This is a genomic window from Amycolatopsis sp. 505, assembly GCF_031625235.1.
Lineage (GTDB): Bacteria > Actinomycetota > Actinomycetes > Mycobacteriales > Pseudonocardiaceae > Amycolatopsis.
Window position 1 is genome coordinate 1304732 of sequence record NZ_JACKQP010000001.1, and the last position, 16059, is coordinate 1320790.

At 69.9% G+C, this 16059-nt stretch carries 15 protein-coding genes; 6 read left to right on the forward strand and 9 right to left on the reverse strand.

The annotated features are described in order from the left end of the window. Position 1 precedes the first annotated feature (1 nt). The 5 genes from yidC (at position 2) to H5965_RS06395 (ending at position 4650) form a co-directional block, all read left to right on the forward strand. On the forward strand, positions 2-1120 hold the full coding sequence (yidC, locus tag H5965_RS06375) for a membrane protein insertase YidC (RefSeq protein WP_310968347.1): 1119 nt from the start codon (positions 2-4) through the stop codon (positions 1118-1120). Positions 1121-1149: 29 nt separating this feature from the next. Beyond that, positions 1150-1707 carry a R3H domain-containing nucleic acid-binding protein gene (locus tag H5965_RS06380; RefSeq protein WP_310968348.1) on the forward strand — a complete coding sequence of 186 codons (558 nt, stop codon included), beginning with the start codon at positions 1150-1152 and terminating at the stop codon, positions 1705-1707. Positions 1708-1976: 269 nt separating this feature from the next. Further along, on the forward strand, positions 1977-2639 hold the full coding sequence (gene rsmG, locus H5965_RS06385; protein ID WP_310968349.1) for a 16S rRNA (guanine(527)-N(7))-methyltransferase RsmG: 663 nt from the start codon (positions 1977-1979) through the stop codon (positions 2637-2639). 77 nt (positions 2640-2716) lie between these two features. Then, positions 2717-3643: a ParA family protein gene (locus tag H5965_RS06390; protein ID WP_396136865.1), complete on the forward strand. Its 927-nt coding sequence runs from the start codon at positions 2717-2719 to the stop codon at positions 3641-3643. After that, a complete protein-coding gene (locus tag H5965_RS06395) occupies positions 3640-4650 on the forward strand; it encodes a ParB/RepB/Spo0J family partition protein (RefSeq protein WP_310968351.1) in 1011 nt (336 codons plus the stop codon). Before H5965_RS06390 ends, H5965_RS06395 begins: the two co-directional genes overlap by 4 nt. Positions 4651-4773: 123 nt before the next feature. Here H5965_RS06395 and H5965_RS06400 read toward each other — a convergent pair whose 3' ends face one another. Together H5965_RS06400 and H5965_RS06405 are read right to left on the reverse strand one after the other, a co-directional pair. Next, on the reverse strand, positions 4774-5718 hold the full coding sequence (locus H5965_RS06400) for a D-alanine--D-alanine ligase (protein ID WP_310968352.1): 945 nt from the start codon (positions 5716-5718) through the stop codon (positions 4774-4776). Positions 5719-5752: 34 nt separating this feature from the next. Beyond that, positions 5753-7072 (reverse strand): PLP-dependent aminotransferase family protein, encoded by a 1320-nt coding sequence (locus H5965_RS06405; protein ID WP_310968353.1) that lies wholly within the window; start codon positions 7070-7072, stop codon positions 5753-5755. Between the two features lie 212 nt (positions 7073-7284). On the opposite strand from H5965_RS06405, the gene H5965_RS06410 reads away from it, so the two are divergent. Beyond that, the gene (locus tag H5965_RS06410; protein ID WP_081655853.1) at positions 7285-7929 is read left to right on the forward strand and encodes a GNAT family N-acetyltransferase; all 645 of its coding nucleotides are present in this window, start codon (positions 7285-7287) and stop codon (positions 7927-7929) included. Positions 7930-8141: 212 nt separating this feature from the next. Here H5965_RS06410 and H5965_RS06415 read toward each other — a convergent pair whose 3' ends face one another. The 7 genes from H5965_RS06415 to murJ form a co-directional block, all read right to left on the reverse strand. Further along, complete coding sequence (locus tag H5965_RS06415) at positions 8142-9290, reverse strand: N-acetylmuramoyl-L-alanine amidase (RefSeq protein ID WP_310968354.1); 1149 nt, start codon at positions 9288-9290, stop codon at positions 8142-8144. Positions 9291-9570: 280 nt separating this feature from the next. After that, the gene (gene trxA, locus H5965_RS06420) at positions 9571-9894 is read right to left on the reverse strand and encodes a thioredoxin (protein ID WP_020642536.1); all 324 of its coding nucleotides are present in this window, start codon (positions 9892-9894) and stop codon (positions 9571-9573) included. Positions 9895-9929: 35 nt separating this feature from the next. Continuing rightward, positions 9930-10922, reverse strand: a complete 993-nt coding sequence (gene trxB / locus H5965_RS06425) for a thioredoxin-disulfide reductase (RefSeq protein WP_310968355.1) — start codon at positions 10920-10922, stop codon at positions 9930-9932. Between the two features lie 78 nt (positions 10923-11000). Then, on the reverse strand, positions 11001-11780 hold the full coding sequence (locus H5965_RS06430; RefSeq protein WP_310968356.1) for a hypothetical protein: 780 nt from the start codon (positions 11778-11780) through the stop codon (positions 11001-11003). Next, entirely contained in the window at positions 11777-12400 is a 624-nt protein-coding gene (gene sigM, locus H5965_RS06435; RefSeq protein ID WP_086841008.1) for an RNA polymerase sigma factor SigM, read from the reverse strand. Before sigM ends, H5965_RS06430 begins: the two co-directional genes overlap by 4 nt. Positions 12401-12431: 31 nt before the next feature. Next, the gene (locus H5965_RS06440) at positions 12432-14024 is read right to left on the reverse strand and encodes a hypothetical protein (RefSeq protein ID WP_396136866.1); all 1593 of its coding nucleotides are present in this window, start codon (positions 14022-14024) and stop codon (positions 12432-12434) included. A gap of 82 nt (positions 14025-14106) precedes the next feature. Then, positions 14107-16020, reverse strand: coding sequence for a murein biosynthesis integral membrane protein MurJ (gene murJ / locus H5965_RS06445; protein WP_310968358.1), 1914 nt, complete (start codon positions 16018-16020; stop codon positions 14107-14109). Positions 16021-16059: the final 39 nt, after the last annotated feature.

Below are 16059 nucleotides of genomic sequence, written 5' to 3' on the forward strand. Positions count from 1 at the left end.
AGTGCTCGATTTCATCTACTACCCCGTGTCCTTCATCCTCTGGTGTTGGCACAAGGTCTTCGGGTTCGTCTTCGGGGAATCGACCGCGGTCGCCTGGATCCTCGGCATCATCTTCCTGACGTTCACGGTCCGCGGCATCATGTTCAAGCCGTTCGTGAACCAGGTCCGGTCGATGAAGAAGATGCAGGACTTCGCGCCGGAGATGAAGAAGATCCAGAAGAAGTACGCGAACGACCGGCAGCGCCAGGCCGCGGAGATGCAGAAGCTGCAGCGCGAGCACGGCGTCAACCCGCTGGGCAGCTGCCTGCCGATGCTGCTCCAGATCCCGGTCTTCATCGGCCTGAACCACGTCCTGCGCGCGTTCACCATGCCGCCGCCCGGTGGCGGGCCGAAGACCGAGAACTACTTCTTCAGCCAGCACGACGTCGAGTCCTACGTCAACGCGAAGCTGTTCGGCGTCAACCTCGGTGAGGCCGTCTACAACGGTGTCGGGGTCGTCAGCGGTGGCGCCACGAACGTCGGCTTCCACTGGAGCGTGCTCCCGGTGGCCCTGCCGCTGATGATCGTCGCCTCGATCGCCACGCACCTGACCGCGCGGCACTCGGTGGCCCGGCAGAACGCCGCGTCGGCCACCCCGCAGACCGCGATCATGAACAAGCTGACGATGTACATCTTCCCGCTCGGTGTGCTCGTCTTCGGTGCGCTGTTCCCGCTCGGCCTCCTCTTCTACTGGCTGGCGAACAACGGCTGGACCCTGATGCAGCAGCGCCTCGTCTACACGAAGATCGACAAGGAAGAGGCGGCCCGCAAGGCGGAGGCCGCCGAGAAGCGCGCGACGCTCGGGCCGAAGCCGGGCCAGAAGCCGACCGCGCCGAAGGTCGGTCAGAAGCCGGTCCAGCAGAAGAAGAACCAGCCCGCGCAGACCGGCTCCCAGAAGAAGGTCACGAAGGCGGGCTCGGCCCACGGCTTCGCCCAGACCACGCCGGCGGCGGCCGCCGCGGACGACGGCGACAAGACCCCGGCCGACACGAACGGCCAGAACGGTTCGAAGGACAACGGCACGGGCGTGCCGGGCCTTCTCAAAGACTCGACCAGGAAGTCGGGCCGGAAGCGCCGCTGAGCGCGACCGGTTCGGAGAGGAGACGAATGATGTCGGAGACGATCGACACGATCGACGCCGATGAGGACGACGTGACCCCGGCCGCGGCCGCGGACACAGCGGGCGAGGAGAAGGCGGGCGGTGACGACATCCTCGTCCAGGAGGGTGACATCGCCGGCGACTACCTCGAGCGGCTGCTGGACCTGCTCGACTACGACGGGGACATCGACCTCGACGTGGAAGCCGGCCGCGCGATCGTGAGCATCGACGGTGGCGAGGACCTCGAGAAGCTCGTCGGCCCGCGCGGCACGGTGCTCGAGGCGCTGCAGGAGCTGACCCGCCTGGCGGTCCAGCAGGAGACGGGCTCCCGCAGCCGCCTGATGCTGGACATCGCGGGCTGGCGCGCGGATCGCCGCGAGGAGCTGAAGGAGCTCGGCCGCTCGACGGCGGAGTCGGTCCTGAAGAGCGGCGAGCGCGTCCGGCTGCAGCCGATGAGCCCGTTCGAGCGCAAGGTCGTCCACGACGCGGTCGCGACCGTCTCGGGCGTCACGAGCGAGAGCGAGGGCGAGGACCCGAAGCGCCGTGTGGTGATCTTCCCGGAGTCCTGAGCTCCAGACGCTCCAGGCGCAGAGCGGCCCCACTTGACTCGGTCAGGTGGGGCCGCTTTGTTGTGTGCATGCGGCGTCCGGCTGGGCAACGCGACGCCTCGGCCGAGCGAATTACACGCGTGATGTTTCACGTGGAACTGTCCCCCGCTGGCCGCCGGCTGAGTGGAGTTGTCCACATCTTCGGACTGTCGGCTCGTCTTCTCCGGTTCATCGGGGACAATCGACCGAGCGCGGTTTCACGTGAAACCGGCGGACGAGGAGTAGGCGGAGTGAGCTTGGAGCAGGCGGCGGCGCGGGTGTTCGGAGAGCACGTCGACCAAGCGGCCGGGTACGTCGAACTCCTGGAGCGGCACGGGGTCGAGCGGGGGCTGATCGGTCCGCGGGAAGTTGAGCGGCTGTGGGAACGGCACGTGCTCAACTCGGCAGTGATCGGCGAGCAGATGCCTGAAGGTGCCCGCGTGGTCGACGTCGGGTCCGGCGCCGGGCTTCCGGGTGTACCGCTGGCGATCGCGCGACCGGACCTCGATATCGTCTTGCTCGAACCGATGGCCCGCCGGGTGGACTGGCTGGCCGAGGTGGCCGAGAAGCTGGAACTCCCGATCACCATCGTCCGTGGACGCGCGGAGGAGCGGCCTGTGCGTGAGGAGCTCGGTGGTGCCGACATCGTCACCGCTCGCGCGGTCGCCCCGCTCGCTCGTCTCGCGGACTGGTGCCTGCCGCTGGTCCGTCCCGATGGCTTCCTGGTCGCCCTCAAGGGCGCCAGCGCGGCGGACGAGATCGAGCGGGACGGTGCCGCCATCCGCAAGGCCGGCGGGGCCGATCCCCTCATCGTCGAGTGCGGCGCCGCAGTACTAGAGGTCCCCAGCACGGTTGTGAAGATCCGTCGCCTGCCGGCAGCCGCCAAGCCGAAGGCGCGGAGCAGGAAGCGTTAACGGGCCGCGATGTTCCACGTGAAACGTAGCGACTCGACCACCGACCAGACGTCTAGATGGAGGAGGTGTCGAGACCGGTGAATCCCCCGCCGTCCGACTCCACGGAGACCAGCCACGACGTGGGCTGGACGCCGATCGCCGAAGAAGCCGCCCGCGCCGCGCGTCTGCTGCACCCCGAGGAGGGGACCCTTCCCCGCCCCGGCCGCCGTCGCGTGCTGACCGTCGCCAACCAGAAGGGCGGCGTCGGCAAGACCACCAGCACGGTCAACCTGGCCGCCGCGCTCGCGCTCCACGGGCTCAAGACGCTCGTCGTCGACCTCGACCCGCAGGGCAACGCGAGCACCGCGCTCGACGTCGACCACCGGTCCGGGACGCCCTCCATCTACGAGGTGCTCATCGGCGAGGTGACGCTCGCCGAGGCGGCCCAGCCGACCGAGCAGTCCCCCAACCTCTTCTGCGTCCCCGCGACGATCGACCTCGCCGGCGCCGAGATCGAGCTCGTCTCGATGGCGTCTCGCGAGTCCCGCCTCAAGGAGGCCATCTCCTCGGAGATCCTCGACGAGATCGGCGTCGACTACGTCCTCATCGACTGCCCGCCGTCGCTGGGCCTGCTGACGGTCAACGCGATGGTCGCCGCGCAGGAGGTGCTCATCCCGATCCAGTGCGAGTACTACGCGCTGGAAGGTCTCGGGCAGCTGCTGAGCAACATCGAGCTCGTGCAGCAGCACCTCAATCGCGAACTGCGCGTCTCGACCATCCTCCTCACGATGTACGACGGCCGGACCAAGCTGGCCGACCAGGTGACGAACGAGGTGCGAAACCACTTCGGCGACACCGTCCTGAAGACGGTCATCCCCCGCAGCGTGAAGGTGTCCGAGGCACCCGGGTACGGCCAGACCGTGCTCGCCTACGACCCCGGCTCGCGCGGGGCGATGAGCTACGTCGACGCGGCGAAGGAGATCGCCGAGCGCGGCGCACAAATGGAGAAGGGTAGTTCGACATGACCGAGCGTCGAGGAGGGCTGGGGCGCGGCCTCGCCGCCCTGATCCCGACCGGACCGACCGGCGGCGGTCCGCTCCCCGCGCCCACCGACGGCGCGGCGGCGGACAAGAAGGCGGCCGAGGAGAAGGGCTGGTTCGCGGCGAACGGCGCGGCCGGCCAGCGACCGGAGGTCAGCGGCGAGGTTGCCGGCGCGGTCTACCGCGAGATCCCGGTCAGCTCGATCAAGCCGAACCCGAAGCAGCCCCGCCAGGTCTTCGACGAAGACGCGCTCGCCGAACTCGAGCACTCGATCCGCGAGTTCGGGCTCATGCAGCCCATCGTCGTCCGCGAGCTCGGGAACGACGAGTACGAGCTCGTCATGGGCGAGCGGCGGCTGCGTGCTTCGCAGCAGGCCGACCTCGAGGCGATCCCGGCCATCGTCCGGCAGACCGCCGACGAGTCGATGCTGCGCGACGCGCTCCTGGAGAACATCCACCGCGTCCAGCTGAACCCGCTCGAAGAGGCGGCGGCGTACCAGCAGCTGCTCGACGAGTTCGCGGTCACGCACGAGGAACTGGCGAGCCGGATCGGCCGCAGCCGCCCGGTCATCACCAACACGATCCGGCTCCTCAAGCTCCCCCTGCCGGTGCAGCGCCGCGTGGCCGCGGGTGTCCTGTCCGCCGGCCACGCGCGCGCGTTGCTGTCGCTGGAGGACGCCGAAAGCCAGGAAGAGCTCGCCGCGCGCATCGTCGCGGAAGGCATGTCGGTCCGGGCGACCGAGGAAGCCGTCACGCTCAAGAAGAGCGAGAAGCCGGCCAAGCCGAAGCCTGCGCCGCGCAAGCCGATCCAAGCGCCGGGTCTTCAGGAACTCGCGAACCGGCTCTCGGACCGGTTCGACACCCGCGTGAAGGTCGACCTCGGCCGCCGCAAGGGCCGGATCACGCTCGAGTTCGGGTCGGTCGACGACCTCGAACGGATCGTCGCGATCATCGACGCGAACGGGGCAAATCAGACACCGAAAACCGATTAGGGATCACCCCGGGGTGTTTCGTCACGGTGATGATTGCTCATCGCAGTGGTGGCCACCACGAGAAGTGATCACACGAAAAAGGCCGCCACGGAAGTTCCGAGGCGGCCTTTCGCGTAGGAGACGTCAGCGGGTAAGCGCCCGCGCGATCAGTTCGGCGAACACCGCGCCGAGCGACTTGCCCGCCGCCTCGATCGCCATCGGCACCGTCGACGTCTCGGTGAGACCGGGCGACGGGTTCACTTCGAGGAAGTGGACCGCGCCGTCCGCCGCCACGACCGCGTCGGTCCGCGAGATGTCGCGGAGGCCGAGCACGCGGTGCGCCGCGACGGCCAGCTCGGCCACCGCCTTGACCGCCGCGTCGTCGAGCCGGGCCGGGGTGAAGAAGTCGGTCAGGCCGGCGGTGTAGCGGGCCGTGTAGTCGTACACGCCGCTCTCCGGGACGATCTCGACCGCGGGCAGAGCCTCGGGCCCGTCCTCGCCCTCGATGACCGTCACGGCCACCTCGACGCCGTCCACGAACCGCTCGGCGAGGACGGTGTCCCCGTAGGCGAAGCAGCCGACCATCGCGGCCGGCAGTTCCGCCGCCTCGCGCACCACCTGCGTGCCGAGCGCCGAGCCGCCCTGGTCCGGCTTGAGGATCAGCGGCAGGCCGAGGCGCTCCACCATCGCGTCGAGCACCGCCTGGGCGCCGAGCTCGCGGAAGGTGCTGTGCGGCAGCACGACCCAGCCCGGCGTCACGAACCCGGCGTTCTGCAGCAACGCCTTCGCGGTCGGCTTGTCCCACGCGCGGCGGCAGCCCTGGGAGCCGGTGCCGACGAACGGCACGCCCAGCATCTCCAGCACCGTCTGCACCGAGCCGTTCTCGCCCTCGCCGCCGTGCAGCGCGACGACCACCGCGTCCGGCCGCTGGGTGCGCAGCCGCTCCAGCAGCCCGCCGTCGGTGTCCCACTCCTCGATGCCGAAGCCCTCGGACTTGAGCGCCGCGGACAGCCGCCGCCCGGACCTCAGGGAGACGTCGCGTTCGTGCGAGAGCCCGCCGGCGAGCACGGCAACGGTACGGTCGACCACCGTGGAAACTCCTTAGCTAGCCCGGGTACGTCGATCAGACGGTGTCCGGGGAGGGCGTCTGCGGCCCCTGGATCTGGCGCGCGCTCACGTTACCGAAGGTGCGGGCGAGGTCCATTTCGGACTCCAGCACGGCCGCCAGCCGACGCACGCCCTCGCGGATGCGTTCCGGGGTCGGGTAGCAGTAGGACAGCCGCATCTGGCGGCTGCCGAACCCGTCGGCGTAGAAGCCGGTGCCGGACGCGTACGCCACCCGGGAGGTCACCGCGCGCGGCAGCATCGCCTTCGTGTCGACGCCTTCCGGCACGGTCACCCAGACGTAGAAACCGCCGTCCGGCTTGGTCCACGAGCAGCCCGGCGGCAGGTACTGGTCGAGCGCGGAGAGGATCGCGTCCCGCCGCTCGCGGTAGTTCTCGCGGAACTTCTTGATCTGGCCCTTCCAGTCGTGCGTGGCCAGGTAGCGGGACACGATCATCTGGTTGAACGTCGGCGGGCACAGCGTCGCCGATTCCGCGGCGAGTACGAGCTTCTCGCGCACCGCGTGCGGCGCCAGCACCCAGCCGACGCGCAGGCCGGAGGCGAACGTCTTCGAGAACGAGCCGAGGTATACGACGTTGTCGGGGTCGGTCGACCGCAGCGCCGGGTACGTCTGCCCGTCGAAGCCGAGCAACCCGTACGGGTTGTCTTCGACGACCAGGACGCCGTGCTCGCGGCAGATCTCCAGGATCTCCGCGCGGCGCTCGACGGCCAGCGTGACGCCGGCGGGGTTGTGGAAGTTCGGGATCGTGTAAAGGAACTTGACCCGGCGGCCGGCCTTCTTGGTCTGGTCGAGCGCTTCGCGCAGCAGCGAAGGCACCAGGCCGCGATCGTCCATCTCGACGTGCACGACCTGCGCCTGGTAGGCGGCGAACGAGCCCAGCGCGCCGACGTACGACGGGCCCTCGGCGATCACGACGTCACCCGGGTCGCAGAACAGCCGCGTGACCATGTCCAGGCCCATCTGCGAGCCGACGGTCACCACGACGTCGTCCGGGTGCGCCTTGATGCCCTCCAGGGCCATGATTTCGCAGATCTGCTCGCGCAGCACCGGGATGCCGTGCGCCGAGCCGTACTGCAGCGCCTCCAGGCCGTCTTCGGCGATGATCTCGGCCACCTGCGCCGACAGCGTGTCGAGCGGGAGCGCGGCGAGGTTGGGCATGCCGCCGGCGAGCGAAACCACCTCGGGCCGGCTGGCCACCGCGAACAGCGCCCGGATCTCGGAGGCGGTCATCCCGGCGGTGCGCGCGGCGTACCGCTCCAGGTGCGGGTCGAGGTTCTGGCGGCCGCTGTGCGGCTTGCTGGGGCGGTTCTCGGTCATCGACGTTCACCCGGGGCTAGGCGGACACGGTCACTCCCGCGGGAGCTGGTAGATCCCATCGAGTGTAACCGGGCACCCATCAGGACCCCCTGGCCTTCCGGTGCTCGTCACATCGGCCTATCCTCGACCGTGGCTCCCGTGTTCGTGCCGTGGATCTCGCGCGGCCTGACGAGCGGGCCGCCGGTCGGGAGCGCAGGTCAGGGAGGTCGCGGGTGTCGCGTCGCGTCGTGGGCGTCACACTGGACAACCTCGAGCACCTGCCGAAGAGCTGCCGCCGGTGCGTGTACTGGGAACTCGCCCCCCACCTGAAGCACCAGGCCGAGGAGTTCGGCGCGACCGAGGTCGAGAAGGAAGCCTGGGTGTCGAGCGTGCTGCTCGAGTGGGGTTCCTGCGGCCGGATCGTCTACAGCGACACGCTGCCGGTCGGGTTCGTGCTGTACGCCCCGCCGAACGCGGTCCCGCGCGCGCTGGCCTTCCCGACGTCGCCGCCGAGCGCCGACGCCGTCCTGCTGACCTCGTTCCAGGTGCTGCCGGAGTTCCGCGGCGGTGGTCTGGGCCGGATGCTCGTCCAAGCGGTCGCCAAGGACCTGACCAAGCGCGGCGTCCGGGCCATCGAGGCGTTCGGTGACGCCCGTCCCGACGAAGCCGACCCGGACGGCGGCCACAGCTGCGTGCTGCCGGCCGCCTTCCTCCAGAGCGTGGGCTTCAAGACGGTCCGCCCGCACCAGAAGTGGCCCCGCCTGCGCCTCGAGCTGCGGTCGGCGATCACCTGGAAGGAAGACGTCGAGGCGGCCCTCGAGCGGCTGCTCGGCCAGGTGACGATCACCACCGCCGAGCCGAGCCTCGGCCGCGCCTGATTCCGCCCCCGCAAACGTTTGCGACTGTGCTTCGGCACGCCGGAAAGGCGTGTGTGCACAACTGTGGAAGAAGTGCCGAGTTATCCACAGAGCGCTGATAGGAGCGGTGGACAACCTGTGGAGAACTGCCCCGAAACCTGGGGACGCGCGGTTCGCGTCCCCAGGGGTGGTGGGACAGGTGAAGGAGAGCCGCTAGGGGTTGTGGTCGAGCCCTATTCGGCCTTGGCCAGCTCGTGCGCCAGGACGTCCGCGAACGTGAACGTACCCGTCGGCTGGTCGCCCTCGCCGAGGAGGTACAGGCGCTTGACGGCGATCAGGATGCCCTCCGCGACGATGTCGCGGAACGCCGGGTCGCCGAGCTTGCGGGCGTCGTCCGGGTTCGTCAGGTAGCCGATCTCGACCCGGACCGCCGGGCAGCGGGTGCGGGTGAAGATGTCCCACGACTTGTAGTGCGTGCGGCAGTCGAGCATGCCGGTGCGGGCCGCGACCTCGCGCTGGATGAAGCCGGCCAGCAGCTCACCCACCGTCGACGTCGTGCCGTTGCCGTTGCCGAAGTGGAAGCTCGCGACACCCTGCGCGCGCGGCGAAGAGTTCTTGTCGCTGTGCAGCGAGAGGAACAAGTCCGCGCCCGCGTCGTTGGCGAACTTGGCCCGCTCGAGCTCGGTGGGGCTGTGGTTCGGGCCGCGGGAGATCAGCGCCTCCATGCCCGTGGCCTTCATCCGGCCTTCGAGCCGCCGGGCGAGGTCCCACGCGATGTCGGCCTCGCGCAGGCCACCGGCGACCACACCGAGGTCGTCGCCGCCGTGGCCCGGGTCGATCACGATGCGCTTGCCGCGCAGCCGCGGTCCGGCCTGGCGCACCTGCTCCTGCTCGCGCAGGAACACGGGGCGCCCGCCCCGGGCCCGCGGCGAGGACAGGCGGTGCAGCTCGCGGATGGTCGCCGGGCCGCACATGCCGTCCGGCGTCAGGCGCATGTCGCGCTGGAACGTCTTGAGGGCGCGCTCGGTGGCGGGGCCGAAGTAGCCGTCGGGGCGGCCGGCGTCGAAGCCCAGCTCGGTGAGCCGCTCCTGCAGCGTGAAGACGTCGTCGCCGTGCACCGGGGAGGCGATCATGTACGACAGCGGGCGGCTGCCCAGGTGGTAGCTGGCGCCCTTGAGCGCCTGGAACGTCGCCGGACCCACGATGCCGTCGGTCATCAGCCCACGGCGCTGCTGGAAGGCACGGACGGCGTGCTCGACGGCGACGTCGAACGTGTCGTAGACGTCGGTACCGGTGACCGGCGGGAGCAGGTCCATCCCGGCCAGGATGGACCTGATCTCGGCGACGTCCGGACCGGCGTCACCGCGGCGGAGTACCCGCATGCACTCCTCGCTCTTCCTAAGGCACCGATTCGGGGGCTCGGTGCGTGGCAGGACTTTCGGAAAACTCTCGCTGGGACGAGCCCAGGTCCTCTATTGTGCCTTGCCAACTCTGGGTGACAGCGTAGGCCCGGTAGGTACGTCAAGAACCCGTTAGTGGAGTACCCGCGGTGGCCGTTGTCACGCTCGACTCAATTCACCCCTGGCAGATTCCCCCGAACGCGACAAACCCGGGACCCGCGGGGGATTCCCGCAGGCCCCGGGTTCGCCGGGCTTGTTCGGTTCAGAGGACGTCGGCGAGGTCCGACAGCAGCGCGGCCTTCGGCTTCGCGCCCACGATCTGCTTCACCGGCTTGCCGCCCTGGAACAGGATCAGCGTCGGGATGGACATCACCTGGTAGTCACGCGGCGTGTTCGGGTTCTCGTCGATGTCGATCTTGGCGATGGTCAGCTTCTCGCCGTTTTCGGCCGCGATCTCCTCGAGCACCGGGGCGACCATCTTGCACGGGCCGCACCAGGTGGCCCAGAAGTCGACCAGCACGGGCTTCTCGCTGGTCAGGACCTCGTCGACGAACGTCGCGTCGGTCACCTTGACGGTGTTGGACATGGTTTCTCCTCACACGATGGTTGGAAGCCGGTAAGTCAGTTGGTGCCCGCGCCGTAGCCGCCGCCGACGAGCTCGGCCGCCTCGTGCGCGTCCGATTCGCCGTGCTCCGCGAGCCATCGTTCCGCGTCGATCGCCGCGCTGCACCCGGAGCCGGCGGCGGTGATCGCCTGCCGGTAGGTGCGGTCCACCAGGTCGCCGGCCGCGAAGACGCCGTCGAGGTTGGTGAAGGACGTCTTGCCCTTCGTGACGACGTAGCCGTCCTCGTCCAGGTCGACCTGGCCCTTCACCAGCTGGCTGCGGGGGTCGTGCCCGATGGCGACGAAGAAGCCCGACACATCCAGCGTCGACTCGGAGCCGTCCTTGGTGTCCTTGAGCTGCAGGCCTTCGACCTTGCCGTCACCGAGGACGCCGGTGATCTGCGAGTTGAGCTGCCACTTGATCTTCTCGTTCGCGCGGGCGCGCTCGAGCATGATCTTGGACGCGCGGAACTCGTCGCGCCGGTGGACGATCGTGACGGACTTCGCGAACTTCGTCAGGAAGGTCGCCTCCTCCATCGCCGAGTCGCCGCCGCCGGCGACCACGATGTCGTGGTCGCGGAAGAAGAAGCCGTCACAGGTCGCACAGGCCGACACACCGCGGCCGAGCAGCTCCTGCTCGCCCGGGACGTTCAGGTACCGCGCCGCGGCACCCATGGCGAGGATGACCGCGCGGGCGGCGTAGCGCTTGCCGTTCGCGGTGACGTACTTGACGTCCCCGGTCAGCTCCAGCGACTCGACGTCCTCCGCGCGCAGCTCGGCGCCGAAGCGCTCGGCCTGCTTGCGCATCTCCTCCATCAGGTCCGGACCCATGATGCCGTCGCGGAACCCGGGGAAGTTCTCCACCTCGGTCGTCGTCATCAGCGCGCCGCCGAACTGCGTGCCCTCGAACACCAGCGGTTCAAGCTGGGCCCGCGCCGCGTAAACGGCAGCGGTGTATCCGGCAGGACCCGACCCGACGATGATCAGGTTCCTGATTTCCTCGGCAGCCACCCGTTGACCTCCGCTCGTAGTGACCTGTACCAGGCTCAACACGATCGTAGGTGGCCATGTTCCCAGCCGTGACAGCCGCTACTTCTCCCCGACGACCTTGTCGAACAGGACGGCCGGATTTCCCGGCCCGCAGTCGGCGCCGAAGGCCACCAGGCGGAACTGGGCGAGCTTGCCGGTGGTCAGGATGATCATCACCCCGGCCTTGCCGCCGACGTTCACCGGGCGGATGCCCTCGGGACGCACCTTCGGGTCCAGCCCGGCGGCCGCGATGCACGCGTCCAGGCGGTCCTCGTTCTGCAGCGGGCCGAAGTCGCGGACGCCGATCGCCTTGCCGACCAGGGCCTGCGCGCCGGCGCCGTCGCTGCCGACCGAAGGTCCGGTCGGAGCCGGTGCGGCCACGTCCGGGGTGCCGGGCTTCGGCGAGGTGTTCGGGATGGCGACCGTCACGGCGACGACCGCTGCCGCGGCCGCGGTCAGGACGCCGGCGGCCCAGCCGAGCCGCTTGTTCCGCTTCCGCCGCGCCGCCGCGAGGTCCACCACCTGGGCGCCCTGTGGTGCCGGAGCTGCCTGCCGGGGTTCGGGAAAGCGGGCGGCTGCTTCGGCGGCCAGCGCCGCGTCCAGCCGGGCGGCGAACTCCGCGGGCATCCGCGGGGCGGGCGCGTCGGCGAGCGAGGCCAGGTCGGCCTGCGTGGCGTCGAGGGCGTCGAGGATCGCCCGGGCCTCCGGGTCGGCGTTGACCACCGGCCACAGCTCGGCCGCCTGCGTGTCGTCCAGGACACCGGCGTGGAGGTCGGCGAGCATGTCGACAGACCAGGGCGGACCGATGGTCCCCCCGATCCCCCGGCTTTCGTCCGTCATCGTCCCTCCCCGCTACCCGGCTGACGCCCGGCCCGTTTGCTTTCGTGAGTTGGGACGTTCGCAATCGCATCGGGGTTCCGCAGGTGCCCGAGAACCTTCGCGAGTTTCCCGCGGCCCCGCGCGCACCGGCTCTTCACCGTGCCTTCGGCGATGCCGAGCATCTTCGCCGTCTCGGCGACGGAGTATCCCTCGACGTCGACCAACACGATCGGGGCACGTTGCTCTTCGGGCAGCTGGTCGAGGGCCTCGCGCACGAGCAGGCTGGTTTCCCGCTCGGCCATCGAGTCGCGGGGCGTGGCCGGCTCGTTGAAGCCGGTTTCCGGCAGGGGCACGGTCGGGCGTGCCTGGCGCCGGCGGATCCGGTCGAGGCAGGCGTTCACCACGATCCGGTGCAGCCAGGTCGTGACCTGAGACTCCGCTCTGAAGTTCCCGGCCGCGCGGAACGCGGAGATGAACGCGTCCTGCAACGCGTCGGCGGCCTCTTCCGGGTCGCGGACCGTGCGCAGGGCCACCGCCCACATGCGGTCGCGATGTCGCTGGACGAGTTCGCTGAACGCATGGGGGTCCCCCGCGGCGTGAGCCGCTATCAGATCCGCATCCGTGGGAGCTGCAGCTGTCACCCGGGAGAGCCTACTGACCCGGTCGGGTACCTCACCCCGCAGGCAGGAACGACAGGTCACCGATCTGGGTGAGGAACGCGCCGTCGTCGCCACCCAGCGCGGTGATCCAGACGATGAAGTACTTGCCCTGGACCGGCTGCGCGAGCGGGATCGTCGTGTCGCCGTCCTTCAGGTCGCCGTTGCCGACCACCTTCGTGTCGGCCAGGTCGGGGTTCTTCTCGGTCGCCGAGCGGATCTCGACCTTGGTGCCGGGCGTGCCGGCGCTGACCTTCACCTGGCTGAGGTTGATGTCGTCGGCGAACGTGACGACCAGCCCGACCCCGGGCTTGATGACCGGGAACTGCTGCTTGTACTGCTCGGTCTTCCAGACCGTGCCGGGGTTGCCGTCGATCGCGTTCTTCGCCCGGCCGGTGTTGTCGCCCTTGCCTTCCGGGTTGTAGACGGCGACGGCCTGCGGCTTCACCGGGTCGCCCACCTTCGGCGCCGGCGGCGGGGCGGGCGCGGACGACGACGCGGGTGGCTGGCTCGCACCCTGGCTCGACGCCGGCGGCTGGGCGACGTTGATCGTCGGCCCGCTCGCCTTGGAGTCGCCCTGGAAGACGTTGATCAGCATCAGCCCGCCCCAGGCGAGGATGACGACGGTGGCAACCACCAGCACGGTGACGCCGAGGGCGAGCTTGCGCCGCCGGGCGACGTCCTTGACCGGCTTCTTCGTGGTCCAGACGGTGCCTTCGCTCTCGGCCGGGTCACCGCCGACCGCCTTGATCAGCTGGGTGCGCTCCTCTTCCTCGGCCACCTGGTCGAGGACGCGCAGGATGGCCGCGCTGGTGCGGATGCCGCCGTTGCCGCCGTCCTCGATCGTGCGGACGGCCAGCGACGAGAGGTCGGCCGGGACGGTCGGGACCAGCTGGCGCGGCGGGACGATCCGGCCCTGCGGCGTCATCGGGGCCGGCGGGATCGCGGGCGGGCCGCCGGGCAGCGCCCAGCGACCGGTCAGCAGCAGGTAGAGGACCGCGCCGAGCGCCTTGACGTCGTCGCGCAGCGTCGCCTCCGGCAGCGGGCCGGGGAACGCGAGCTTGAGCGCGCCGTTCGGCGTCAGCCGCAGCCGCTGGGGGTGGTCGAGGCCGAGGACGAGCCCGTTCTGGTGCGCCTGCTCGACGGCCTCGGCCAGCGCCTGCACCATCCGCGCGGCCGCGGCGGGCGCCACCGGCCGCTGCGCCACGAGGTCGACCAGGTCACTGCCCTTGGTCCATTCCGCGACGACGACGCCGAGCAGGCCTTCGCTCGAAGTGATGCCGCTGCCGAGGGCGAGTACGTCCAGCACGCGGGCAACGCCGCCGTGGCCGAACTTCGACGCGTGCGTCGCGCGTTCGAGCGTCCGCCGGGCCAGCCGGGCGGCTTCGGGATCCGCCGGGTCACCGACCAGCAGGGTCAGCGCGACGTCCCGCTTCAGCTGCCCGTCCCGGGCACGCCAAAGGTGCGCGTCGCCCCGCTCGTCCACGCCGAACTGCGCGAGGAGGCGGTAGCGGCCGTCGCCGACCACACGCCCGGGGGCCAGCGATCCGACCTGGGCCTTGCCCACGTGGTTCGCACCCCCCGCCTGTTCGCTCCGCCTCGTGTCCACCCGCACTCGCTCCCGCTCGATCCCCGTCGTCGAGGGTACCCAGAATACGACGCGGGAGTCGTCGCCTTCCGTACCGCAATCGTTACCCGCGCTTGATCAACCGGGTGAACCTCGAAGTGGCCGGTTTCAGCTCCTCGACCTTCAGGACCATCAGCACGCCGAACGAGACGGCGATGCCGACGATGCTCTGCAGGAACAGCTTCACCCACGCGCCCAGTTTCGGGCCGAACGCGTCCGGCACGATCTGACCGGCCACCCAGGCGGCCCCGACGCCGAGAGCGCTCGCGACCACCGTGAAGAGAATCACGCCGATCACCCGCTTGCTGCGCAAGTTGCCCAGCGTCACCCACAGCCAAACCTGGCCGAGGATCGCGCCGACCACGAACGTCAGCGCGTTCACCATCATCACGCCGAGCACGACGTTGTCCGGCGACAGCAGCACCGGGCACAAGTACAGCAGCGGCACCTTGACCAGCGTCATCACGATCATGATCAGCGTCGGCGTGCGGGCGTCCTTCATCGCGTAGAACACGCGCATCTGGAGCATGACCAGCGCGTACGGCAGCAGCGCGAACGCCGAGATCGCGAGGGCGTCGCCGAGCCGCTCGGCGGTGTCGATCGTGCCCTTGCCGAAGGTGAACAGCGCGATGCCGATCGAGCTGCCGACCACGGTCATCACCGCGGAGATCGGCACGAGCATCACCGTCGACATCCGGGACGCGTAGGAGAGGTCGCCGATCAGCTTCTTGTGGTCGCCGTCGGCGGCCGCCCGGCTCATCCGCGGCATGATCGCCGTCAGCAGGGAGACGCCGATGACGCCGTACGGCAGCTGGAAGAGCAGCCAGGCGTTGCTGTAGGCGGTCACCCCGCCGGGTGCGCCGCTGGTCAGCACGCGCGTGTTGATCGTGTAGCCGATCTGGCTGACGGCGACGTAGCCGAGGATCCAGAGCGCGAGGCCGCCGAACTCCTTCATCTGCTTGTCGATGCCCCAGCGCCACTTGAACCGGAAGCCGGACCGCAGCAGCGGGGGGACCAGCAGCAGGGCCTGCGCGACGATGCCGCCGGTGACACCGATGCCCAGCGTCAGCACCTTCGGGTCGGTGATCGACACGTTCGCGGTGTCGATGTCGCCCGGCATGATCCAGACGACCAGGATCGTGAAGATGACGACCAGGTTGTTGATCACCGGTGCCCACGCGGTCGGCCCGAAGATCTGCTTGGCGTTGAGCACGGCCGAGAGCAGCGCGAAGACGCCGTAGAAGAAGATTTCGGGCAGCAGCAGGTAGGCGAACGCCGTGGTGAGGTCCGCGCTCGCCTTGCCGGACGAGTCGACGTAGAGACTCGTGAAGGCCGGGGCCGCGATCACCGCGACCACCGTGCCGACCAGCAACAGCGAGAACGCCACCGTGATGAGCCGCTGGGTGTAGGCCGTGCCGCCGTCGGGGTCGTCCTGCGAACGGACCAGCAGCGGCACCACCACGCTGGCGAGCACGCCACCCATCAGCAGCTCGAAGATGATGTTCGGCATCGTGTTGGCGACGTTGAACGAGTCGTTCGCGATGCCCTGGCCGATCGCGGCGACCAGCAGCAGCTTCCACAGGAAGCCGGTGATCCGGCTGATCAGCGAAGCGATGGCCATCCGCCCGGACGCCTTCGCCAGCGACGGCGCCTTGGCCGGCGCCTCCGGCGCTTCCCCGTCCGGCCGGGGCTTGACCAGCGGTCCCTTGAGCGCCGGCATGACCTGGGTGGCCAGCGCGTCGTACGGCCGCATGACGTCGGGGTCGGCGACCGGCCAGCGCGAGTTCATCGGCACCCCGGCGGTGCGCGGGATGAACCGCGTCGCCTCCGGATCCGGCGGGCGCTGGACCTGGGTGGCCTCCTCCTGCCACGGCCGCACGGGCGTCGGACGCCGCGAGCCGCGACCGCGCGGCGGGACGGGCGTCCCCGGCGGCGGAGTGCCCGGGCCGAGCGCCGGACTACCGGGCGGCGGGGTCATGGGCGGGTTCGGCTGCGGGAGCCGTCCCTGGTGCGGAGC